The following is a 22,765-nucleotide window of genomic DNA, read 5'->3' as shown; positions in this document are numbered from 1 at the left end:
ACCAGCTGGACGATAGTGTAGATGTTGATGGGAATCTCCTCGTCTTGTCTTTACTTAAGGTAGCCGTCGGCACGAAGCTTCTTGAGATCGGAATCTTTGACCTCGCAACCGGCGGGCAGCACCATGAACACGCGGTCGCCCACCTCCTTGACCGTGGCGCCCAGACCGCAGGCAAAGCCGTAAGAGAAGTCCAAGACGCGCTTGGCAACTTCGGTGCGTACGCCCACAAAAATCAGTGCGACAGGCTGCTTGGTGCGAACGCGGCGCACCACGGTCTCCACGTCGTCATAGCTCTCGGGGCGCAGGACATAGGCCGGCAGCTGCGGCGTGGCGTTGATGATATTGCTCGCATAGGCCGAGGCATCGCTCGGTGCAGGCGCGGGTGCAGCGGCGGCACGGGCGCGGGTGTTCTCGGCGTAGCTCGACGGCGTGTCATAGGCACCAGGACGATAACCGCTCGCAACGCTGTCCTGCGAGCGCGAAGGCGGGTTATACGTCGTGGCATGGCGGGAGTCATCGCCGACCAGCTGACCGGAGCGCGTATACACGGCAACCGACTCAGCTTCACCGCGGCGCGTCTGACCAAGCAGGCCGTTGCTCGGCTCGTCTTGGGTGTAGAAGCCCTCGCCCGAAGCACCGCCGTAGCCGTTGCCCTGATAACTATCGTCATAGCCGTCATCGTAGCCGTAGTCGTCGTCCTGGCCATAACCCTGGTCGTAACCCTGCTGGCCGCCCAGGTGCATCTTATTTTTAATCTCGTCAAGGAAGCCCATGGTTGTGTCCTCTCGCGGTTTAGTGCAGGCGCCCCGATAATCAGTGCGCACTTCAGAGCCTTATTTTACTGCAAACTCCGGGCTAAATACTACCCTGCCCAGGCGAACGAGCGTAGAGCCCTCCTCAAGGGCAGGCTCAAAGTCCTCGCTCATGCCGCAGGAAAGCTCAGGCAGGTTCAAATCGGGATGCGCCGCCTCCAGCTCATCCCTCAGCTCACGAAGCCCCGCAAAGGTGCGGCGTGCCACATCCTTATTCCCCCGGGGCGCCATAGTCATAAGCCCCTGCACGCAAATTCCCTCAAGTTCCGCAAGCTCACCCGCGGCGGCGCGAATCTCATCGGGCGAAAAGCCTCCCTTCGACTCCTCACCACTCACATTGACCTCAATGAGCACACGCTGGGGGCCGGCGAGCTCGCCTGCCTCAATCTTGCGGACAGCACGGCTCGAGATCGCCTGCGCCAGATGCAGCGAACCCACCGAGTGAATCAGCTCGGCTGAGCCCAGCACCGCATTGATCTTATTGGTCTGCAGGTTGCCGATCATATCGAAGCGCACCTCGGGCAGCTCCGGATGCTCCGCCAGACCCGTGAGCTTGCGAACCAGCTCCTGCGGGCGGTTCTCGGCAAAATGGCGATACCCCGCCTGGATGGCGGCAACGGTCTCATCGACACCAACGGTCTTGGACACGGCAATGAGGCTCGCGGCGTCGTGGGGACGGCCTGCGCGATCGAGCGCCGCATAAAAACGTTCCAGAATCTGCTCGCGGCGAGCGCGCATCAAGTCCAAATAGTTATCCATTGCCAATCGCCTCCGCTGACGGCCAAACAAGTAGTCCCATGCTAACGCAAGAGCGCGGCCCCGCATGTGCAAGGCCGCGCTCACTTAGGTATTTACAATCTTTCGACGAACGGGATTACTTACTCCTCGTCGTCCTCGTCATCGTCCTCGTCCTCAAGATGATCGAGCAGGTAGCGAAGTCCCTCGCTGACCTCGTTAACGGGCACCTTGGCAACGTAGCGCGCATCGACGGCGGGCCTCATGATGACGCCCTCGCCCGAAGGCACGCGCATGCTCTCGAGCTCGTCCTCGTCCGTGCGGGCGATATCGCCGGCATTCATGCGCTGACCAGTCAGCAGGAAGGTCAGGCGGCAGGCGGCATCGATGGAAATCGAGGCGATGCGATCGAGGTAGCGCGAAACCATGATGGCGCGGCGCAGGTCGTCATAGTTGCTGTCGTCGTCCATAAAGTCGCCCGTATCCATACGGTTAAAGGTGCGGAAGAACTTCTCGTAGGCGGCGTGCACTGGCTCGTCCTCGACGGCCAAGTTGCAGATGATGGACATGTCGTTGGTGACGAGCGCAGAAAGCGAAGAGCCCAGCACCTGGTAGACGGCCTCAGCCTCGGCCTCGACCGTGCCGACAAGCTCCTTGGGCAGCGAGATGTCGGCCTTGATCATATGACGCGTGGCACGGCAGATCTGACGGACCTTATCGGTCATGCGTTGCAGGTTAAAGTCGACGTAGATGATCGTCTGAAGCAGGCGGAAGTCGGAGGCGACCGGTGACTGCGTGGCAATCAGGTTGTAGCAGACGGCCTCCAGGTTGGCGCAGCGTGCGTCAATCGAAAGCGTGCGCTTCTTGGTCTTGGTGGCGAGCTTGCGGTCGTCGGTCACATAGGCCTTAACGGCATCGTGGAGGGCCAGATCGACGGCCTCGTAGATGCTCAGCATCTCGTGGCGGGCCTCGATGAGCTGACGGGAAAACAGTTTACGCATGGTTCACTCCAATCAGTTGGGTGCGGTCATGCCGCCCGCACAGTGAATACGCACCGGACCAGGTCCGATCGGCTTGGGACTAGTCGCACCGATCAGCCAAAGCGGCCGGTGATATAGTCTTCCGTCCGCGAGTCCACCGGGCTGGTGAAGATCGCGTCGGTTTGACCATACTCGATGAGCGTGGCAGGCTCACCGGCAACTTCCTGCAAGAAGAATGCGGTGTAGTCGCTGATACGAGCTGCCTGCTGCATTGAATGCGTGACGATGATGATCGTCATCTCGGGCGCCAGCTCGGCCATCAAATCCTCGACCTTAGAGACGGACGTGGGGTCGATGGCGGAGCAGGGCTCGTCCATCAGGAGGACATCGGGTTGCACCGCAAGCACGCGCGCGATGCACAGACGCTGCTGCTGACCGCCCGAGAGCGCCAAACCATCCTTGTTGAGCTGATTGGATACCTCTTTCCAGAGGTTCGCGCGCTTGAGCGATTCTTCCACGATGTCATCGAGGTCGCTTTTGCTAGTCACGCCCTGCAGACGAGGGCCAAAGGCGACATTCTCGTAGATGGATTTGGGAAACGGGTTGGGCTGCTGAAAAATCATGCCCACGCGGCGACGGAGGTCGACCGGGTCGACGCCCTCGGCATAGATATCGTTGCCGTCGAGCGTCATGGTGCCCTCGACGCGCGTACCCTCGATCAGGTCATTCATGCGGTTGATGCAGCGCAAAAACGTCGACTTGCCGCAGCCCGAAGGGCCAATGAAGGAGGTGATGGCGTTTTTGGCGATGTTGAGGTCGAGCCCCGTCAGCGCATGAAAGTCACCGTACCAAAAGTTGAAATCCTTGGCCGTAATGGCCGCTTGCTCCAGCGTGGGAGCGGACTGATAAACGGACATGGGACTCCTTAACTAGCGACGCTTGCGCGACAGGAAGCGCGCAAACAGGTTGAAGGCCAGAATGATCACCATCAGCAAGAGCGCGGTGCCGTAGGCTGCGTTCATGTTGATGCCGTCGTTGGCAAGCAGGTACAGGTGAACGGTCATGGGGCGGCCGGAATCGAGCGGCGAGATAGGTAGATTGATGGCCTGGCCCATGGTGTAGAGCACCACGGCGGTCTCGCCAATGGCACGGCCGATGGCAAGGACAATGCCCGTGGCAATACGGCCAAAGGCAGAAGGAAGCACGATCTTGGAGACAACCTGCCACTTGGTGGCGCCCAGGCCATACGCGCCCCAACGGATATAGCGCGGAACGGCGCGAATGGCCTCTTCGGTGGTGCGCATGACGATGGGAAGCATCAAGAGCGCAAGCGCCAGAGCGGCCGAGACCATCGAAAGGCCCAGACCCATAGCCTCGACAAACAAGGCGTAGCCAAACAGGCCCATAACGATGGAGGGCACCGAGGCCAAAGCGTCAGCAGCGTAGCGAATGAGCTCGACGATCTTGCCCTGCTTGGCGTACTCGGCCAGATAGACGGCTGCCAGCACAGCGATCGGCGTGCAGATAAGCATGGCGAGCGCCGTCACATAGACGGTCGAGACGATCGTGGGCCAAATACCGCCCTCGGCGTTGACGCCCTGGGGCCAACCGAAGATAAAGTCGAGCGAGATATGCGGCAGGCCGTTAATGACCACATAGGCAATGATAGCGACCAGCACCAGCGTGGTGATGTAGGCAGCCGCGCGGAATACGCCGAGCATGATCTTGTTGGACAGGTCCTTGTTGATGCGACCCTTCTTGCCGTGGGAAAGGGCACGCTTGATGCGCTCGCGCGACGAGGTCGTATCGACCGTCGTGTCAACGGAATCGGACATAGCCTACCCCCTCTTCTTCTTGGAAACCAGGCGGACGATGCCCACCAGCGTGGCGGAAATGATAAACAGGACCACGCCCATGCCGAACAGCGCCGAGCGATGCAGACCCGAGGAATAGCTCATGTCGAGCGCAATCTGGCTCGTGAGCGTCGAGATGGGGCTCGCAATGCTGTCGGGAATAACCGGGGCGTTACCCACGACCATGAGCACGGCCATGGTCTCGCCGATGGCACGGCCCATACCCAGCACGATGGCATCCACGATACCCAGCTTGGCGGCAGGTAACACGACCTTATAGATAGTCTGCCACTTGGTGGCGCCCATGGCATACGATGCCTCGCGAATGCCCATGGGAATGGAATTGAGAGCATCGATGGTAAGCGTCGTGATGGTGGGCACGATCATAATGGCGAGCACGAACCACGCCGTCAGCGCGCCAAAACCAAGACCGCCGGTCAGTTGTGCGATAAACGGGCGGATGATGATCATGCCAAAGAAGCCATAGATGATAGAAGGGATGCCGGCCAACAGGTCAACGGCAGGGCTGATGAGCTTGCGCACGCGCTTGCTGGCGATCTCGACCAGATACACGGCCGTGCCCACGCCTAGGGGCACACCCATGGCGAGTGCACCGACGGTCACCAGACCCGAGCCGGCAAGCAGCGACACGATGCCGTAGTGACCCTCAGAGGGCGCCCACGTAAAGCTAAAGAAGTCCGCCAGACCGATGTCGGTAAAGACGGGCAGCGCCGAGTACGTGGTAAAGACAAAAATCAGGATGACGGTAACGACCGCCAAGAACGCGCAGGCAAAGAAGATCCACTGCAGCGCCTTCTCCTTGATATAGGTACTGCGCGATACGAGCGCCAGCTCGCGCTTCTTGGGCGTCTGAACATTCCGCTCAGTCTGGGAGTTTTCCTGTGCTTCCATGCTACTCACTCCCCTTCTCGTCGTTGGTGACGGGGATAAAGCCCGCCTCGCGAATCTGCTTGTCCATCTTTTCGGACGTCACATAGTCGATGTAATCCTGCGCCTGCTGCGAAGGCGCACCCTTCACAAAGAAGTAAAGGTCGCGTGAGATGGGATAGCCGCCGCTCGCGACCGTCTTCTCGGACGCCTCAACATGATTGACCGAGACGGCCTTGACCGAGGTCTTGGCGTTGAGGCTATCGACGAAGCCCAGCGAAATGTAGCCAATGGCACCGCGCGAACGAGATACCACGTCGCGCACCTGGCCCGTGCCCGAAAGAACGGCGGAGCGGCGATCGAACGGGGTGCCGTCCATCACGATGGTGCGGAATGCTTCACGCGTGCCAGACGCCTCGTCTCGGTTGATGACCTGAATCTTCAGGTCCTCGCCACCGACCTCTTTCCAATTAGTAATCTTGCCGGCATAGATATCGCGGAGCTGCTCGGTCGAGAGGTTATCGACCGGGTTATCGTCGTTCACGATGACCGCGATACCGTCGTGGGCAATGACGATGGGAGTCAGGCCCAGATCCTGTTCGTCGGCATTGAGTCCACGGGAGGAGCTGGCGATATCGGCCGTGCCAGCGCTGACGGCTTCGATGCCAGCGGAAGAGCCCAAACCGGAAACGAGCACGTCGATGCCGGTCTCCTCCTTAAAGCCCTCTGCCGCAATCTCGGCGATAGGAAGGCAGGTCGTGGAGCCGGCCACGGTAATGGAAGAGGTAGAAGATCCCGAAGAACAGGCGCACAGCGTAAGCGTAAGCACAGCGGCGCTCAGGACCGATACGATCTTTCTCATAGCATCACGCCGATCGCAGCATGGCGCCCACAGGTGCCGTCCTCGTTACGGTAGGAATAAAAGCGGTCGTTCTGACGCACAGTCGAAAGCTGGGTATCCACGATAATATCCGCGTCCACACCGATATCTACCAACGCCTCACGAATGGCGGCAGATAGATCGAGCATGCGAGAAGCGCCCGCATCGATGCACGAAAACTCGGCGGCAAAGCGGTCCATGAGTTCCTGGGATACCTCATATTCGTCAGCCAAGATATGGGGGCCGATATAGGCGGAAACGTCGCTCGCATCGCAGCCGGCAGCATCGCAAAGCGCCTGGCACGCCTTGGCAGAAATACGTGCAATCGTGCCCTTCCAACCGGAGTGCACCACGGCAAATCCGCCAGGGGCCACCAGCACCACGGGAACGCAGTCGGCAAAGCAGAGCAGCACGGGCACGTCATGAGCCGTACAGACGATGGCATCGCAGCCCTCGGCAATCTGCTCGCGAACAGCCTCAAGATCGTCGGCACCGTTCGAAGTCACCGTAACGATATGGTCACCATGTACCTGATTGGGCACGAGCAGATTATGCTCGCACTCAGTGGCGCCCATAGCTTCGAGCGCTCGACGACGATTTTCTTGAACAGCAAAGGGGTCATCGCCTACATGCGAGCCCAGGTTGAGCGAGGAGTACGCATCTTCAGAAACGCCACCGGTGCGCTCGGTAAAGGCAAAGCGGACATCGGATGTCGCGCCCTCCACCAACGTAACTCCATCATGGTCGACACGCGAAACGTTGTCCGCACGTGCTGCCATACTAAAGCCTCCTAATAACACAAGTACCGCGGCGTCGCCGCGCAGTCCGCGTTTATACGGCTGTCATACTTCCTTAAAAGGATACCCGCAGCGGTAGGGACCAAACGTAAAGGGAACGTAAGGAGATTGGAGGCTTTCGTTTACAAACGAGAAACAAAACGGGGTGCATCCAAATGGACACACCCCGTGCAGGTCGTTGAGAAAAACGAACTAGAAGCTACCGCGCTTCAGGAAGTCGGGAAGCTCGAACTGGTCGTTGCCAAAGTTGGGCAGCTCGGTACCACCGACGTTGCGGGTCGGAGCTGCCTGAGCCGGGCTGGCAGCCGGGGCGGTGCGCTGCGGCTCAGCGGAGGCAGCGGCCTTGCTCTGAGACTGCTGAGCAGCAAAGAGCTCATCCTGACGGTTGACGTTGGAGTCGGAGAAGCCCGTAGCGATGACGGTGATACGCACCTGATCGCCCAGGGACTCGTCGACAACGGTACCGAAGATGATGTTGGCCTCGGGGTCGACGGCGTTGGCGACAACGTCGGCGGCGTCGCTGATCTCCTGGATGCCCAGGTCCTTGGAACCGGCGATGGAGAGCAGCACGCGCGTGGCACCATCGATGGAGCTCTCGAGCAGCGGGCTGGAGATGGCCTGCTGGGCAGCGTCGACGGCACGAGTATCCCCAGAAGAGGTACCGATACCCATCATGGCGGTACCGGCCTGCTTCATGATGGTCTTAACATCGGCGAAGTCCAGGTTGATGATACCGGGGACGGTGATGAGGTCGGTGATGCCCTGGGTGCCCTGGGAAAGGACGCCATCGGCAATCGCGAAGGCCTCGAGCATGGTGGTCTTCTTCTCGGCGATGTCGAGCAGCTTATCGTTAGGAATGACGATCATGGTGTCGACGCAATCGGAGAGGGTCTTGATGCCCTCCTCGGCGCTCTTCTTACGCTTGCGGCCCTCGAAGGTGAAGGGCTTGGTCACGACGGCGACGGTCAGTGCGCCGACCTCGTTCATCGCGATATCGGCAACGATGGGAGCAGCGCCGGTACCGGTGCCGCCGCCCTCGCCGCAGGTGATAAACACCATGTCGGCGCCAGCGAGCGCCTCGGCGATGTCGTCGCGGGACTCATCGGCAGCCTTGCGGCCAACCTCGGGATTGGCGCCGGCGCCCAGGCCGCGGGTAAGGTCGGTGCCGATGTGCACCTTGATATCGGCATCAGAGATCGCGAGTGCCTGAGCATCGGTGTTGATGGCAACAAACTCGACGCCGCGGATGCCCTCTTCGATCATTCGATTGACCGCGTTGGTACCGCCGCCGCCGACGCCGACCACCTTAATGACGGCAAGGTAGTTGTTGATCTCTGTCTCGTGCATGTCGGTCCTCCGAACAAAGGTTATAGCCATAGCATGGGTCGACCCCTGCGCACATTAACCTTCAGGTTGAAAGTAAATGCAAAGGTAAACCGTATTATGTTTGCACATTATGAACGTATCAGTCAAATAATTGACCGTGAAAACCAAACAAACCAGATAAACGGCGTGGTATGGCCCCTCAACAAAGCATCAACCAGCGCTACGAGGTCGGAGCATTCCTAAATGTGTAGTTGCCCGGAGAGCGCACATTGATATACGTTACGCCCTCTACCTGCGAAAGCAACTTGGTGACTACGCGTTCCTTCTTGGCGATATCGTCCGAATCGCCCAGCGACACCTCAATGCCGTTATTGAGGTTTGCCGAGATGGCTTCGACCGAAGGCGTGGAAATATCCTTGACTTGTCCCAAGAACTCGCTCGAAAAACCACGCACATAATCCAGGCCGGCCTTAACGGCTTTGGAGTTCACCGCCTGGCCGGAAACCGGAGCGACATCCGCCGAGACATCAGTCAATAACACCGCGCCATAATGCTTGGCGAGCGCCAGCGCGGCATCGATTCCGGTCAAGGTATTTGAGCCCTGCCCTGTCGTGATGACGTTGCCCTGGTCGTCCACTTCGACCGACGTCGACAGCGGGGCGATCCAGGTGTCATCGTCTCCGATAGCCCAGGCAAGGTCGTCGGAGCTGATATACGCAATGGCGATAACTTTACGCTCCGTCGGCGTGATGATAAGCGTATGGGGAAACTGGCGCTGGACATCCACGCCCGAAACCCACGGGTTCTGCTTGAGATCCTCGGTAATCTGGTCGGGATCGACGTTAAAAAGCGACGTTCCCTCGGGCAAGTCGATCAGCTGGATAGCATCGTGCTTCGTCACATGCTCGCTGCCTTGAATCTGAATATCAGTGGCAGTAAACAGTCCAGAGTTGATCACCACGATGGCAACGACGACGAGCACGGCCAAGACGGCCAGAACGCCGCCCACGATTTTGCCTTTGCCTGTAACGACAGAAGCGGCATCTGATGTTTTATTTGCCATCGCTCCAAGTGAAGATAACGGGTTGAAACCTTTTTTACTCGAAGGCTTCTTGGCGGTAGCCGGCACCGATGTCAGCGAGCGCGGTTTCGATGCGCCCAGCGTGAGACCTGGACGCGCCGCTTTAGTTCCCGTCGAGGGCTTGGGAGCTGCCATGGGACGGGCAGGCTTGGCGCCCATAACAGGCTTTGACGTCACCGAGGGACGCGAGGACTTTTTTGCGGCCGGACGATTACCGAGCTGCGAGCCGACGACCGGACGACTGGTCTGTCGAGCATGCCTGACAGACTTAGAGTGCGCGACGGTATTGCGTTGAGGTTTGGCAGGCGCGCCGGAACGCCCTCCGGCGCGGCGGAAGGTGGGTTTCGATGCTCTAGAAGCCGAGGAATTTAACTTCCGGTCTGAGCTCGATGCCATACGCCTCCCTCACCTTTCCGTGCACATGTCTGATAACCGCGGCAACGTCATCGGCCGTGGCAGTTCCGTTATTAACGATAAAATTAGCGTGAACGGGCGAAACTTCCGCGCCGCCAATCGAAAAACCCTTTAATCCACAATCCTCGATAAGCTTGCCCACACTCGCATCGGGCGGGTTGCGAAAGACAGACCCGCAGGATGCGCGACCCATGGGCTGCGTACGCTTGCGCCTTGTAAGGTACCGCTCCATGCGCTCGCGAATGTCGGCCTTGGGCGCCGGTTTAAGCTTGAGCACGCACTCGAGGATGATCTCATTGCGGGGAAGGCTACATTCGCGGTAGCCCCAAGAGATCTCGGACCCCGCATAATGCTTGATACCGGATGCCGGGTCAAACGTTACGACATCCTCAACCAGCGAGCCAATCCACTCGGTCCGCGTGCCGGCATTCATAGATATCGCACCGCCGACCGAACCAGGAATGCCAACGGCAAACTCAAGGCCCGAGAGGCTACGCGACAGGGCATCGTTGACCAGGCGCGCAAACATCACGCCCGCACCGACCGTCAGCGTACAACCGTCATCGGCAACAACCGTGCGCTGGAACTCACGTCCGAGCGAAATGACGGCACCGCGATAACCGCCATCGGCAACCAGCAGATTGGAGCCCTTGCCGATGATGACCCACGGCACCTGCTCGCGATCGAGCACCGCCACGGCGCGGCGGAGGGCATGATAGCTATGGCACGTCACAAAGAGGTCGGCCTTGCCGCCGATACGATAGCTCGTATGACGCGCAAGGCGCTCGTCCTCGATCACATCCGTGTCGATCATGCCCGAGAGCGCCATGACGGCGTTAAACAGACCCATTAGACTTAAGCGTCTTTCTTGGCAGTCAGATACTCAATGAACTCGGGACCGACGGTCGTAACGTCGCCGGCACCCATGGTGAGCAGCAGGTCGCCCTCGCCCACCATCTGCTCGAGCTCCTGATTGAGCTCAAGACGGCTGGAGCAGTACACGACCTCCTTGCCAGGATGCTTGGCGCGCACGGTATCGGCGAGCATCTTAGAGGTGACACCCGGAATGGGCATCTCGCCAGCCGAGAACACATCAATCAGCAGCAGTTTATCGGCATTGGCAAATGCATCGGCAAAGTCCTCGCACAGGGCCTGCAGGCGCGAATAGCGGTGCGGCTGGAACACGACGTCGACGTGCTTGTAACCCAGCGACGAAGCGGCAGCAAGCGTCGCCTTGATCTCGGTGGGGTGATGGCCGTAATCATCGACCACGGTGATGCCATTGATATCGCCCACGTGGGTAAAGCGACGGCGGACGCCCTCAAAGCTCGAGAGCGCCTTGGCGGCGGCGTCGATGTCAAGGCCCAGGACATGGGCGACGGTGAGCACCGCCGTGGCGTTGAGCATGTTGTGGCGACCGGGATTGCTCTTGATCTCCACAGCGCGCTCAGTGCCGTCCTCAAAGCGAACGATAAAGTCACTCTGGATGCCCTTGACATCCGGGTGCATGCAGACGATGTCGTTGCTCTCGGCAAAGCCGTAGGAAAGCACGTGACGGCCCGTCGACTTGGCGAGCTCGACCAGATGCGGGTCCTCACCGCAGACGATGACGGTGCCGTCCTCGCCCACCAGGCTCATGAATTTGGCGAAAGTTGCCTCGATCTCCTCGATACCCGAGTAGTGATCGAGGTGGTCGGCCTCGACGTTGGTCACAATGACTACGTTGGGGTTCAGGAACAGGAAGGAGCTGTCGGACTCGTCGGCCTCGGCGACAAAGTAGTCGCCCGAGCCGTTCTTGCCGTTCGTGTCATAGCCCTCGACGATGCCACCGATCAGGAAGCTCGGATCCAGACCCATGCGGTCGAGCATGGTGGCACACATCGAAGACGTGGTGGTCTTGCCATGCGTGCCGGCAACAGCGACGGTGGTGTAGCCGTGACCCAAAGCAGAGAGCATCTTGGCACGGGGCCACACGGGAATACCAAGCTCGCGAGCGCGCACGAGTTCAGGGTTGGACTCCGGAATAGCGGTGGAGACAACAACCACGTCGGGCTTGACCTCGTCGATCGTGGCGGCCTCATGGCCCACATGCACCTTCACACCAGCGCGGGTAAGCTGGCGGATATAACGTGACGTCTTAAGGTCGGAGCCGGTAACGGCATAACCGCGCTCGTGCAGAACGAGGGCGATGCCGCTCATGCCGGCGCCGCCGATACCGATAAAGTGGGCGCTCTTAAACTCGGGCGCGGAGGTTGCAGTCTGGGAATCAGCCATGTGCTCGTGTACTCCTTGCGTAAACACTGCCTGTAACCCGTTAACTGTACCGCACCTACCGCATCAGCGCGAGGGCGACCGAAGATATCCCGTCTAACTAACGCAAACCCTCTACTGCATCCGCCAGAAGAGCGGCGGCTCTATCCTGAGCCAGACCACGCGCCGCCTGACGCATGGCGTCGCGCGCCGCCGCGTCATCGACCAGGTGCAGCAGCTCATCGGCAAAGGCAGAACCGTCGATATCGGCATCGGCGCAGAGCACGCCGGCCCCGGCGTCGACCAGATAACGGGCATTGGTGGTTTGGTGGTCGGCCGTCGCATGCGGGTACGGCACGAGCACCGAAGGCACGGCGAGCGCAGCGATCTCGGCCACGCTCGATGCTCCCGAACGCGATAGCACCAAATCGGCAGCAGCCAGCATGTCGCCCATGTTGTCGATGTAAGGCTGGACGCGGTAACGCTTCGCCTCCTCGAGCGTCAGCGCCAAAGCGCGCTCGGTCTCCTCAAAGCCGTCGGCACCCGTCGAATGCAACACATAGAGGTTCTTGCGCGAAAGCAGCTCGTTTTTGAGCGAAGCCACGCGCTCGTTGAGGTGCTGGGCGCCGAGTGAACCGCCAAAGACGAGCAGCAGCGTAGCGTCCTCGGGAACGCCAAGTGCCTTGCGGCCGCGAGCGCGATCGCCCTCGATCACCGAGCGACGTACGGGGTTGCCGGTCATGAGCACGTGGTCAGGGTCACCTTCGCGCTCAAAGACCGAGCGCGCTGCCGGCACCGAGATGCACACGCGAGCGGCGTGGGAGTTCATCATCTTGTTGGCCAGGCCCGGAACAGAGTTCTGCTCATGTAGCAGATACGGAACGCCTGCGCCCTTGCACCACCCCAGCAGCGGAACCTCGACATAGGCACCAAAACCGATGGCAGCATCGGGCTTGCCGACCTTTGAGAAATGACTGGCGAGCGCACGCTTGGCCTTGTTGACACGCCACAGCGAGGTCAGCGCCGTCCAGGGACGGGAGCGGTCGAAGCCCGTGACCGTAATGGGCACAAAATCAAACCCAGCCTCGGGGACCAGACGACCCTCGAGCTTGCGCGACTGGCCCACGAACACAACGTGGTGGCCACGGTCATGCAGCTCCTCGGCCAAAGCGAGCGCGGGGTTAATGTGTCCTGCCGTGCCGCCGGCTGCAATAGCAACGGTCATCTTATCGGTCATGGTAGTCCCTTCGTACACGCGGTCCCTGGTCGTCGGTGCGCAAACGCGCCGACGGGTCCGAGTTCAAATCGATTCGATTATATCCGCCGCCCGCGCTGCGAGGGCTGGGGCGCTGCGGACGACCTTGCGGCGCCGTTCGCTGACGCGGACGGGCTGCCGGCTCGGTCGCAGAGCCATCCAGAACGGTAAAGCCGTTACGCGAAGATCGCTCGCCGCGTACGTGGGGCACGCCGGCGGTACTCTCATCCATAACGGCAAAGCTCTCGCGGCGACGGTCGTACTCATCGCGACGGGCGCTCTCGTACGAAACGCGCAGGATCAGACCGGCAAGCATAAGTGACACAATAATCGACGAACCGCCGTAGCTAATAAACGGCAACGGTTTGCCCGTCATGGGAAACACGTTGAGGATGCCCAGCGCATTGATCAAAAACTGCACCGCGAGAATGACCGCGGAGCCAGACGCCATGAGCGCGCCCCGACGATCGGTCGCCTGCTCGGCAATGCGAAACGCCGAGTAGATCAGCATCGCAAACACCAAGAAGAACAGCACGGTTCCGACAAAACCGACTTCCTCGCCAATGATGGCCAGGATGTAGTCATTGTGCGCCTCGGGCAGATACGAGTACTTCATGGTTGAGTTGCCGATGCCACGGCCGAACAGACCGCCCGAGGCAAAGGCCATGATGGCAAGCGTGGCCTGATAGCCGTCACCATACTCGTCGGCCCAAGGGTTCAAGGCAACCTGAATACGCACCATACGGTACGGCTCTGCAACAAGCGCAATCACGATCACGAGAATGCCGAAGATTATCACGCCGATGATAAATTTGGGGTCGAGACCCGCAAACAACGCCATGCACATGAGGGTCAGCAGGATGATCAGGACGGTACCGAAATCGGGCTGGATAAAGATCAGAAAGAGCGGAATGCCCAGGTAGATGCCCATCTTGCGAAGGAATTCGTTGATGTTGCCACCGGGCGAAAAAAAGCGATCAAGCATGATGGCCGAATACGCAATGGCAAATGGCTTTAAAAACTCGGAAGGCTGGAACTGAATGCCGGCGATGTTGAGCCAGCGCGTGGCGCCACGGCTGCCGCTGCCCACCAAGAACACCAGAAACAGTAGCCCTATCATGCCTATGAGGAAGATCCTGAGCACATCCTCCCCAAACCAGCTGTCCGGCAAAACGCGCACGATGGCAATCAGCGCCAGAACACCGACCACGGCAAACGCATCCTGTCGACCCAGAAAAAACGTCGCTGAGCCATTCTCGTGCAGCGCCTCGACCGAAGACGCCGAGTACACCATCAGCAGGCCAAAACACACCAAGATAAACAGACAGGCCATGAATATCAGACGGGGGCGCATGATGCGGGCGGGAACGCCGGCAATATAGCGTTCGCTAAACGACTGCCCGCCGCGACCGGAACGCGGTGTGCTACGCCGCGAGGAAGCACGGTCCGAGTCGGGCCTCCTCATACCTTGTCGGGGGCTCTCCTCTCTCACCGGCAACCCCTATTCCATTTGCGATTTCGCTGCAGCGGCAAGCTGGGCCACATAGTCCTTAAACACGCGGCCGCGCTCCTCATAGCCCGAGAACTCATCGAACGAAGAGCAGGCAGGAGAAAGTAAGATCACGTCGCCACGGCTCGACAGCGAACGAGCAACGTCCACGGCATCGCGTAGGTCATCCGCCTGGGCGATATCCACATCGCCATCGACATCGGCCTCGTCCATAGCGGCGGTGAAGCGCTCGCGCGCATCGCCAAAGCAGACGACCGAGCGCACGTTATCCATGACAACGCGCGCGAAGTCCGTGAGCGGCGTGCCCTTATCGTGGCCGCCGAGCAGCAAGATCACGTCGTCATCGGGAAATGCCGTCAGCGCCTTCTCGACCGCGTCGGTGTTGGTCGCCTTGGAATCGTTGACGTAGCGCACACCGTCAATCTCGCCGCACGGCTCCACGCGATGCTCGAGCGGCTGGAACGAGGCCAGACCGCGGCGGACACCATCGACATCGGCACCGACGGCCAGAGCAGCCGTGGCGGCACATAAGGCATTGATGACATTGTGATGGCCCGAGATCTTGAGCTCGGACGTGGCGACAAGCTGAGTCTCGACGCCCTTTAGGCGCACGACCATTTTGCCGTCGCGCACAAAGGCGGCATCTGCACCCTCGGGCTCGTCAAAAGCGACCTTGCAGATGCGGCGACCCGGCGTATAGATGTACTCATCGAACTCGTGAATGCCGGCGTCTTCGACGTCGACAACCACCAGATCGTCATCGACCATATTGTCAAACAGCTTGATCTTGGCAAGCGCATAGTTCTTATGGCTCTTATGCCAGCCCAAGTGGTCGGGAGTGATGTTGAGCAGCACCGCCACGCGAGGGTGGAGCTCGGTGGTCGTAGCAATCTGATAGCTCGAGAGCTCAGCCACAAACCACTCGTTGTGGGCTCGTCCGTCAATCTCGTTGACCGGCGGCTCGCCGATGTTGCCGACAGCTACGCTGGCCTCGCCGGCAGCCTTGAGCAGATAATCAGTCAGCGACGTGGTGGTCGTCTTGCCGTTGGTGCCCGTGATGGCAATCCAGTTATCGGGCGACAGGCGATAGGCAAACTCGGGCTCACCCATAATCTGGGCGGCATGCTCGCGCCCGGCCTTAAAGAAGCCCGAGAACTCCGAGATGCCCGGGCACGTCACGCATACGTCATAGGCGCCCTCGACCTGTTCGGTCCCATAGACAAACGACGCGCCAGCAGCCTCGAGCGCACGCGTGGCGTCATTGGGCTCAGAGGTGCCGCCGCCATACACGGTAACGGCGCTTACGCGCTCTGGATGTGCCAGCGCCCAGCGGGCGACATCGAGACCGGATTTGCCCTGACCCAAAACGAGCAGGCTAAAGACATCAGCAAGAGGCATGAAAGACCACTATCCCAACTGGAAGAACAGAGCAAGGCCAACGGCACCAAAGGCCGCAGCGATAATCCAAAAACGGATGACGACCTTGGTCTCGGCCCAGCCCTTCTTTTCGAAATGATGATGGATGGGCGCCATAAGGAAGACGCGCTTGTGCGTAAAGTGGAAGTAGACAACCTGAATCATGACCGACAGAGTCTCAACGATAAACAGGCCGCCGATGATGAGGGAGACGACCTCGGTGTTAGTCATGATGGACGTACAGGCAAACGCGGCGCCCAGAGCAAGCGAGCCGGTATCGCCCATAAAGATGCTCGCCGGATAGCAGTTGAACCACAGAAAGCCCAAGCAGGCACCGGCACACGCGGTGCAGAAGATGGACAGGTTCACGTCTCCGTGCAAAAACGCCATGGCAGCCATGGCGAGCATGGCAATCATGGAGGTGCCGCCAGCAAGACCGTCAAGGCCATCGGTCAGGTTCACGGCATTGGAAAGACCAGCGATCATCAGCCAGCAAAAGACAATATAGAGCCACGGGAACGAAAGGCCGCAGATGGTGGTCGAAAGCACGCCAAGGTCGATCGTCAGGCCGCCGGGAAAACGAATCTCGGGGGCGACGCCGCACCAGTTGACGGCAAGCACCGTAAAGGTGACACAGATAATGGTTAGGCCGATCATCTTGGCATGCGGCGTCAGACCGAGCGAGCGCCCATGCGTAACGGAGGTCAGATCGTCGATCAGGCCCAGCACGCCGGTCGCCAGCGTGGCGAGCAGCACGAGCACGAGCTCGGTGGTGAGCTTGCCCATCAGCAGGCAGGTCAGCGAGATCGCGACGAGGATGACAACGCCACCCATGGTGGGCGTTCCCTGCTTAACCAAATGACGCTTGGGGCCGTCGGCACGAACCTGCTGGCCGATACCCTCGACCTTGAGCAGCTTAATCCACCACGGCATGAGCAGCAGCGCAATGGCTGCGGCGATGCCAAGCCCCAAAAAAGCCTGATACGTTGGATACGAGGGATTGCCGAACATGGGCTAGCACACACCTTCCACAAAGCGGTCGAGCTCAACAAAGCGGGAACCCTTGACCAGTACAACATCATGTTTTTCAAGCGCGCCGCCCATGCGGTCGAGCACCTGCTGATAATCGGAGAACACCTGGATGCGGTCCTCGTCCATGCCCATCATGCGCGCGGCATCGGCCATAAGCTGGGCCAGCTCACCACCCACGCACGCCAGCATGTCGAGCTTCTTGGCGGCGGCATAGGCGCCCACGAGCTCATGCATGCGAGGAGCCTCATCGCCCATCTCGCCCATCTCGCCCAGGATCGCCATGCGAGACCCCGTGCATGAAAGCGAGCACAGCAGATCGAGGCCGGCTGCCATCGATTCGGCGCTGGCGTTATAGGAATCGTCGATGATGCGTGCACCGCTCTTGGCGCGCTTGATCTCCTGGCGGTGCCCGGTGATCGTAAGACCCCTAAAGGCAGCATCGATCTGCTCGGGCGTCACGCCCAGGCGATAGGCAACCGCGGCGGCCTTAACGGCATTAGGAACGGACTGCACGCCGTGGATGGCAAGCATGGTATCGATTGTCTCGCCCTGACCAAAATCGAGCGTAAAGACCGGACGGCCCTCGTCATCAACGCGAACGTCGCGGGCGCGGACCTCATCATCGTCAGAGACACCGGCCAGCATCACGTCGATACCAGCAGGCTGGGCGAACGTATCGCGAATGAACGGCGTAAAATCGTCCTCGCCGCCCAAAACCAGCAGCGGCAAATAGTCGCCGGCGGCGCACATGCCCTGGACAATCTCGGCCTTAGCGCGGGCGATGTTCTCGCGGCTGCCCAAAATGCCGATATGAGAGGTGCCGATCTTGCTCACGATGGCAAGGTTGGGATTGGCGGACTGGGACAGGCGCTCGATCTCGTGGAAATGATTCATGCCCATCTCGAGCACCAGGACCTCGGTATCGGCCGGAGCGGAAAGCACCGTGAGCGGCATGCCGATCAGGTTATTGAAATTGCCCTTGGTGGCCCAGACACGATAGCGCTTGGCGAGCACAGCGGCGAGAACGTCCTTGGTCGTCGTCTTGCCGATGGAACCGGTAATGCCAACGACCAGGCAGCCAAGCTCCAGGCGATACGCGTGCGCCAAACGCAGCAGAAACTCCTCGGGATCATCGGTCAGCAAGATGGCACAGCCCTTGTCCTGCGCCAGCGAGACCAGCTCGGCCTCGGGCTCACGCGTCATCACGACGGCGCCGGCACCCGACTGGACGGCACGGGAAGCAAAATCATTGCCGTCGACGTTTTCACCGGGAAAGGCGACGAAAATCGTCCCTTCCTCGACCTGGCGCGAGTCGATAACGCACCCGCGGCATACCCGATCGACTTCTCCCGTCACGGTTCGGGCCCCTGTTGCGGCCGCGAGGTTGTTGACGGCGATCTCTATCATTGCAGCTCCCCTGTAAACCTAAATAATGCTATCGGCGTATTGTATCCCAGCGCCGCGCATGCGTGGTGCAGGGCATGTGAACACCCCTCATATGGGACAACAAACCACGCCCCAAAGATTGTAACCCCCTACTTCGTGTGTGGGATACCCAGCACGTCGAGCGCGTTGGCCATAATGGACTGGAACGGCACCGCAGCGGCATCTGAGCCGCTCGGCGTTCCGTCGAGCGTGATATAGCACAGCACCTTGGGCGATTGTGCCGGTGCAAAGCCCATAAAGGACGACATGTAGTTCTCCTTGAGGTAGCCGCCGTTCTCGTCGGCACGTTCGGCCGTACCGGTCTTACCCGCCACGTCATAGCCGTCAACCGCGCCGCCAACGCCCGTTCCCTCCGACACGACCGTCTGCATGCACGATGTCACCTGGGATGCGGCGTCCTCCGAAATCGCGCGCTCGCCTTCGCCCCAGTCCTTCTCGTCGCCTTTGCTGGACTTATAGAAGTGCGGGGTCATCATCACGCCGCCGTTGGCGATGCCGCCCACGGCACGTGCGATCTCAATCGGTGAGACAGACAGCGCCTGTCCAAAGCTCATCGAGCCCAGCGTGGCGCCGTCATACTGGTCACGCTCCTTGACGATGCCCAGGCTCTCGCCCGGAAAATCGACACCAGAGCTGTGACCGATGCCCCACTTGTCCACATAGGCGGCAAAGTCGTCGGCACCGATCTTGCGCCCCACCAGGACAAATCCCACGTTGGACGAACGGCGCATCATCTCGCGCACATCCATGGTCATGGCGTAGTCGCGCTTGTCGGCATCGGTGACGGTATCGTCGCCCACCTTGATGCTCGCCGGCACCTCAAACGACGTACTCGACCGCACGACACCCAAGTCGAAGCCGGCGCCCGCCACGAGCGTCTTAAAGACCGAGCCGGGCTCGTAGGCGTCGGTGACCAGGCGCAGGTTCATATCCTCGGTCTTGGCGTTTTCCAAATTGGTCTGGTCGTAGGTCGGATACGAGCAGGCTGCCAAGATCTCGCCTGTCGTAGGATCGGTGACCAGCGCCGAGCCGTTCTTGGCCTTTGTCTTCTCGACAGCCTCTGCCAGGGCATCCTCGGCCGCACGCTGGATATTGACGTCGAGCGTCGTCACGAGATCAACGCCGTCGACCGCAGCCACCTTTTTATAGGCACCGCCCGCGATATAGCTGCCGTCCCTCGCGCGCTCGCGTACGAGAGAACCGTTCGTGCCGGTTAGAAGCTTGTTGTATTGCTTTTCGAGACCAGTCAAGCCGTCGTTGTCTACATTCACTACACCCAGCACCTGCGATGCCAGATTGCCGTATGGATATACGCGCTTCATGGCCTGCTCAAAAAGCACGCCGGGCAGGTTCTTCTTCTCCAGCGCCACAGCATCGTCTTCGTCCACCTGGCGCTTGATATACACCCAGGTTCCATCGGACTCAACGAGCTTGCGGCAGGTCTTTTTATCGATTCCAGTTGCCTTGACCAGCGCCGACACCGTCTTGTCAACATCCTCGACAAGCTGCGGGTTCACAGCGATGTTGCGACATTCGACCGACGACGCCAGCACGTTACCGTTGCGGTCGTAGATGGTGCCACGTTTGGCATAGAGGGTCTGCGCAAGCAGGCGACGCGCATCGGCACGCTCGCGCAGTTTATCGGCTTCGACAATTTGATAGTCGGCAAGGCGAAAGACGCCCAAGCCCAAGCCAAGCCCAATGAATCCCATGACGGCTTTGCGGCGAGGCAGCGGCGTGCCTGTGAGCCATTCGGTCGACGAACTCTTGCGCGACCTAGTGTTATGCACTTGAGGGCCGCCCGAGCCGCGAAGTCGCGACGCCGGGTCGTTGCCACGGGACTGCCCGGCGTTGTAAGATTGCCGACCCGTTCCTTGATAACCAGAACGTCCCCGCGACGAGGGACGTCCAGAACCGCGGCCCCCATCGGAACCGCGGCGATAGTCATTTGTCATACTCAGCTACCGTCTTGCTACTGAGCGGTCGCGGTCGCGTTGGCGCCCGCGGCTGCATCCTGCGAAAAGTCAAGTGTAACGCTCTCGCTGGGCTCCACCATGCCATAAGCGCCCGCAAGGTCGCGAATGCGCGTGTCGGCGCCATAGACCGAATGCATGACCTCCAGGTCGGAGCTCTCATCGGTCGCCTTTTCGAGCGTGTTGGTAAGCTCGGCGTTGCTGTTGAGCACCTGGGCCGTAACGCCGGCGAGCGCCACGCGGGCGACGCCGATCGTCATGAAGATAGCCGCAATGATGCAAAACGTTTTAAGAACGCTCATGAAAACCGGGCTTACCGCCTGGTTTGCCTGACGGCCCGCGCCCGTGTAGACATCAAAGCGCGGCGTGCGCTGCTCACGGGGAGCAACTGGGGCCTGCGGCGTCTCACGATAGGCGGGCATGGCGTTCATATCATAGGCGAGTGCTGCGTTTGAAGTGTTGTAGCCCATGATATGCCGCCTCCCATCCCGAGTACGTTGGTAGTGTGTTTAAGCTTCGTTTATGGTGCGAGCGGGAGGTCCAATATCGCGCGGTCGCGCCTACAGACGCTGCGCCACGCGGATTTTGGCTGATCTCGCCCGAGGGTTGCGCTCAACCTCATCAGGCTGGGCAACCAGGGGTTTGCGGGTGATGACCTTGAGTATCGGCACGTTGCCGCACACGCACACCGGAATCTCCGGCGGACACGTGCACCCCTGGCTCATCTCCTTAAAGTGGTTCTTTACGATACGGTCCTCGAGCGAGTGATACGAAATGACGCAGATACGTCCGCCCGGGTTGAGCCACCTGGTGGCGGCATCAAGCCCTCGTTCGAGCACATCGAGCTCGTGATTGACCTCGATGCGAATGGCCTGGAAACTTTTCTTGGCCGGGTGTCCACCATGCCGACGAGCGGCAGCTGGGATACCCGCCTTGATGATCTCGACAAATTGGCCGGTGGTTTCGATCGGTTCTTGCTCGCGGCGGCGCACGATCTCGCGCGCGATCTGCGAGGCGAACTTCTCTTCGCCGTAGACGCGTAGAATCCGGGCGAGGTCGTGTTCGTTATAGGTGTTGATGACCTCAGCTGCGTTTAAGGTGTTATTGCCCGGATCCATCCGCATGTCCAATGGGGCGTCCTCGTTATACGAAAAGCCCCTGCCAGGGATATCGAGTTGCGGTGACGAAACGCCCAAATCGAACAGGAAGCCATCGACCCCGGGCACCTCGGCCGAGCAAAGCAGCTCGTCCAAGTCGCCGAAGTTGCCCTTCAGCAGCTGGTGCGGTACGCCGGGAACCTCGCGGTCCAGACGGGCGCCAGCGGCCTCGAGGGCCATGTCGTCCTGATCGACGCCGAGCAAAAGGCCGGTCTCCCCCACCTGCGCGGCCATCTTTACCGAATGGCCGGCACCGCCAAGGGTGCAGTCGCAGACGACGGAGCCGCTCTTTAGCTGCAGCGACTCAAGCACTTCGCCGAGCATGACAGGTTCATGCCGATATTCTTGTGTCAAGATCCCACGCTCCATCCGTTACCCGTGCCTTGCCCTTACGAGAAGAAGAGGTCCAGCAGGGCCTCATCGTCATCGTCCTCATCGGCCGCGGCGCGATCCCAAACCTCAAGGTGGTCGTAGTTGCCCACAACCGTGACCTCGCGGTCGAGGTTCGCCTGCTTGCGGAGAGACTCAGAAAGACAGATACGACCGGCGCTGTCCACGTCCATCGACGTGGTGCGCTTGTTGATCGCCCTCATGAGCTTCTGGTCGTTGATGTCGCGCGGGTTAAAACCCTCGTGGCCCTCACGACCCGCGAAGAGTCCTTCGACCCACTTATCGAAGGCCTCGGCAGAGAACACGTACAGAGCATCGACATCCAGGGCTTTGAACACGCGAACGTGCTCTCCAAGCTCCTCGCGAAGGGGTGCAGGCAGGGACAGACGACCTTTTGCATCGAGATTGCGCTCATATGCACCAGTCATTCCCATGTGCGCCCTCCCCTCGGTTACTCAGATGGCACGTACGCGGGGAACCACCCCGCCTGTCGACGTCATCAATAATATGGGGAACCGCCCCATTTTTCAACACCTTTCCCCACCCCTTCCCCCACCCCTCCCCACCATT

21 protein-coding genes are annotated in these 22,765 nt (G+C 60.1%); all 21 read right to left on the bottom strand.

What is annotated here, in order from left to right:
* Positions 1–50: 50 nt before the first annotated feature.
* Positions 51–773, bottom strand: a complete 723-nt coding sequence (locus DXC18_RS00135; protein WP_089571591.1) for a cell division protein SepF — start codon at positions 771–773, stop codon at positions 51–53.
* 60 nt (positions 774–833) lie between these two features.
* On the bottom strand, positions 834–1,571 hold the full coding sequence (locus DXC18_RS00130; RefSeq protein ID WP_117584221.1) for a YggS family pyridoxal phosphate-dependent enzyme: 738 nt from the start codon (positions 1,569–1,571) through the stop codon (positions 834–836).
* Between the two features lie 119 nt (positions 1,572–1,690).
* Complete coding sequence (locus DXC18_RS00125; protein ID WP_117584222.1) at positions 1,691–2,548, bottom strand: PhoU domain-containing protein; 858 nt, start codon at positions 2,546–2,548, stop codon at positions 1,691–1,693.
* 92 nt (positions 2,549–2,640) lie between these two features.
* Entirely contained in the window at positions 2,641–3,444 is an 804-nt protein-coding gene (pstB, locus tag DXC18_RS00120) for a phosphate ABC transporter ATP-binding protein PstB (protein ID WP_089571588.1), read from the bottom strand.
* Positions 3,445–3,456: 12 nt separating this feature from the next.
* A complete protein-coding gene (gene pstA, locus DXC18_RS00115) occupies positions 3,457–4,362 on the bottom strand; it encodes a phosphate ABC transporter permease PstA (protein ID WP_055251684.1) in 906 nt (301 codons plus the stop codon).
* A 3-nt stretch (positions 4,363–4,365) separates the two neighbouring features.
* Positions 4,366–5,292: a phosphate ABC transporter permease subunit PstC gene (gene pstC, locus DXC18_RS00110; RefSeq protein ID WP_117584223.1), complete on the bottom strand. Its 927-nt coding sequence runs from the start codon at positions 5,290–5,292 to the stop codon at positions 4,366–4,368.
* 1 nt (position 5,293) lies between these two features.
* Entirely contained in the window at positions 5,294–6,130 is an 837-nt protein-coding gene (locus DXC18_RS00105; protein ID WP_099431531.1) for a phosphate ABC transporter substrate-binding protein, read from the bottom strand.
* Positions 6,127–6,927 (bottom strand): polyphenol oxidase family protein, encoded by an 801-nt coding sequence (locus DXC18_RS00100; protein WP_117715969.1) that lies wholly within the window; start codon positions 6,925–6,927, stop codon positions 6,127–6,129. The genes DXC18_RS00105 and DXC18_RS00100 overlap by 4 nt, the downstream gene beginning before the upstream one ends.
* 210 nt (positions 6,928–7,137) lie before the next feature.
* Positions 7,138–8,292: a cell division protein FtsZ gene (gene ftsZ, locus DXC18_RS00095; RefSeq protein ID WP_055251674.1), complete on the bottom strand. Its 1,155-nt coding sequence runs from the start codon at positions 8,290–8,292 to the stop codon at positions 7,138–7,140.
* 199 nt (positions 8,293–8,491) lie between these two features.
* Entirely contained in the window at positions 8,492–9,334 is an 843-nt protein-coding gene (locus DXC18_RS00090) for a cell division protein FtsQ/DivIB (RefSeq protein ID WP_055251672.1), read from the bottom strand.
* A 370-nt stretch (positions 9,335–9,704) separates the two neighbouring features.
* Positions 9,705–10,616 carry a UDP-N-acetylmuramate dehydrogenase gene (murB, locus tag DXC18_RS00085; protein ID WP_117584225.1) on the bottom strand — a complete coding sequence of 304 codons (912 nt, stop codon included), beginning with the start codon at positions 10,614–10,616 and terminating at the stop codon, positions 9,705–9,707.
* A gap of 5 nt (positions 10,617–10,621) precedes the next feature.
* Positions 10,622–12,040 carry a UDP-N-acetylmuramate--L-alanine ligase gene (murC, locus tag DXC18_RS00080; protein WP_117584226.1) on the bottom strand — a complete coding sequence of 473 codons (1,419 nt, stop codon included), beginning with the start codon at positions 12,038–12,040 and terminating at the stop codon, positions 10,622–10,624.
* Positions 12,041–12,137: 97 nt separating this feature from the next.
* Positions 12,138–13,253 carry an undecaprenyldiphospho-muramoylpentapeptide beta-N-acetylglucosaminyltransferase gene (gene murG, locus DXC18_RS00075; protein WP_117584227.1) on the bottom strand — a complete coding sequence of 372 codons (1,116 nt, stop codon included), beginning with the start codon at positions 13,251–13,253 and terminating at the stop codon, positions 12,138–12,140.
* Positions 13,243–14,736, bottom strand: a complete 1,494-nt coding sequence (gene ftsW, locus DXC18_RS00070) for a putative lipid II flippase FtsW (RefSeq protein WP_117715968.1) — start codon at positions 14,734–14,736, stop codon at positions 13,243–13,245. The genes murG and ftsW overlap by 11 nt, the downstream gene beginning before the upstream one ends.
* A gap of 36 nt (positions 14,737–14,772) precedes the next feature.
* On the bottom strand, positions 14,773–16,179 hold the full coding sequence (gene murD / locus DXC18_RS00065) for a UDP-N-acetylmuramoyl-L-alanine--D-glutamate ligase (protein ID WP_089571580.1): 1,407 nt from the start codon (positions 16,177–16,179) through the stop codon (positions 14,773–14,775).
* A 9-nt stretch (positions 16,180–16,188) separates the two neighbouring features.
* A complete protein-coding gene (gene mraY / locus DXC18_RS00060) occupies positions 16,189–17,208 on the bottom strand; it encodes a phospho-N-acetylmuramoyl-pentapeptide-transferase (RefSeq protein WP_006234262.1) in 1,020 nt (339 codons plus the stop codon).
* A gap of 3 nt (positions 17,209–17,211) precedes the next feature.
* Positions 17,212–18,636 (bottom strand): UDP-N-acetylmuramoyl-tripeptide--D-alanyl-D-alanine ligase, encoded by a 1,425-nt coding sequence (murF, locus tag DXC18_RS00055; protein ID WP_117715967.1) that lies wholly within the window; start codon positions 18,634–18,636, stop codon positions 17,212–17,214.
* A 128-nt stretch (positions 18,637–18,764) separates the two neighbouring features.
* On the bottom strand, positions 18,765–20,387 hold the full coding sequence (locus DXC18_RS00050; RefSeq protein ID WP_117584229.1) for a penicillin-binding protein 2: 1,623 nt from the start codon (positions 20,385–20,387) through the stop codon (positions 18,765–18,767).
* 260 nt (positions 20,388–20,647) lie between these two features.
* On the bottom strand, positions 20,648–21,118 hold the full coding sequence (locus DXC18_RS00045; protein ID WP_117584230.1) for a hypothetical protein: 471 nt from the start codon (positions 21,116–21,118) through the stop codon (positions 20,648–20,650).
* Between the two features lie 90 nt (positions 21,119–21,208).
* Positions 21,209–22,174 (bottom strand): 16S rRNA (cytosine(1402)-N(4))-methyltransferase RsmH, encoded by a 966-nt coding sequence (gene rsmH, locus DXC18_RS00040; RefSeq protein ID WP_117584231.1) that lies wholly within the window; start codon positions 22,172–22,174, stop codon positions 21,209–21,211.
* A gap of 20 nt (positions 22,175–22,194) precedes the next feature.
* On the bottom strand, positions 22,195–22,629 hold the full coding sequence (locus DXC18_RS00035) for a division/cell wall cluster transcriptional repressor MraZ (RefSeq protein ID WP_117715966.1): 435 nt from the start codon (positions 22,627–22,629) through the stop codon (positions 22,195–22,197).
* Positions 22,630–22,765 lie beyond the last annotated feature (136 nt).

Source organism: Collinsella sp. OM08-14AT (assembly GCF_003438115.1).
Lineage (GTDB): Bacteria > Actinomycetota > Coriobacteriia > Coriobacteriales > Coriobacteriaceae > Collinsella.
This window is presented reverse-complemented; position numbering and strand designations above follow the sequence as displayed.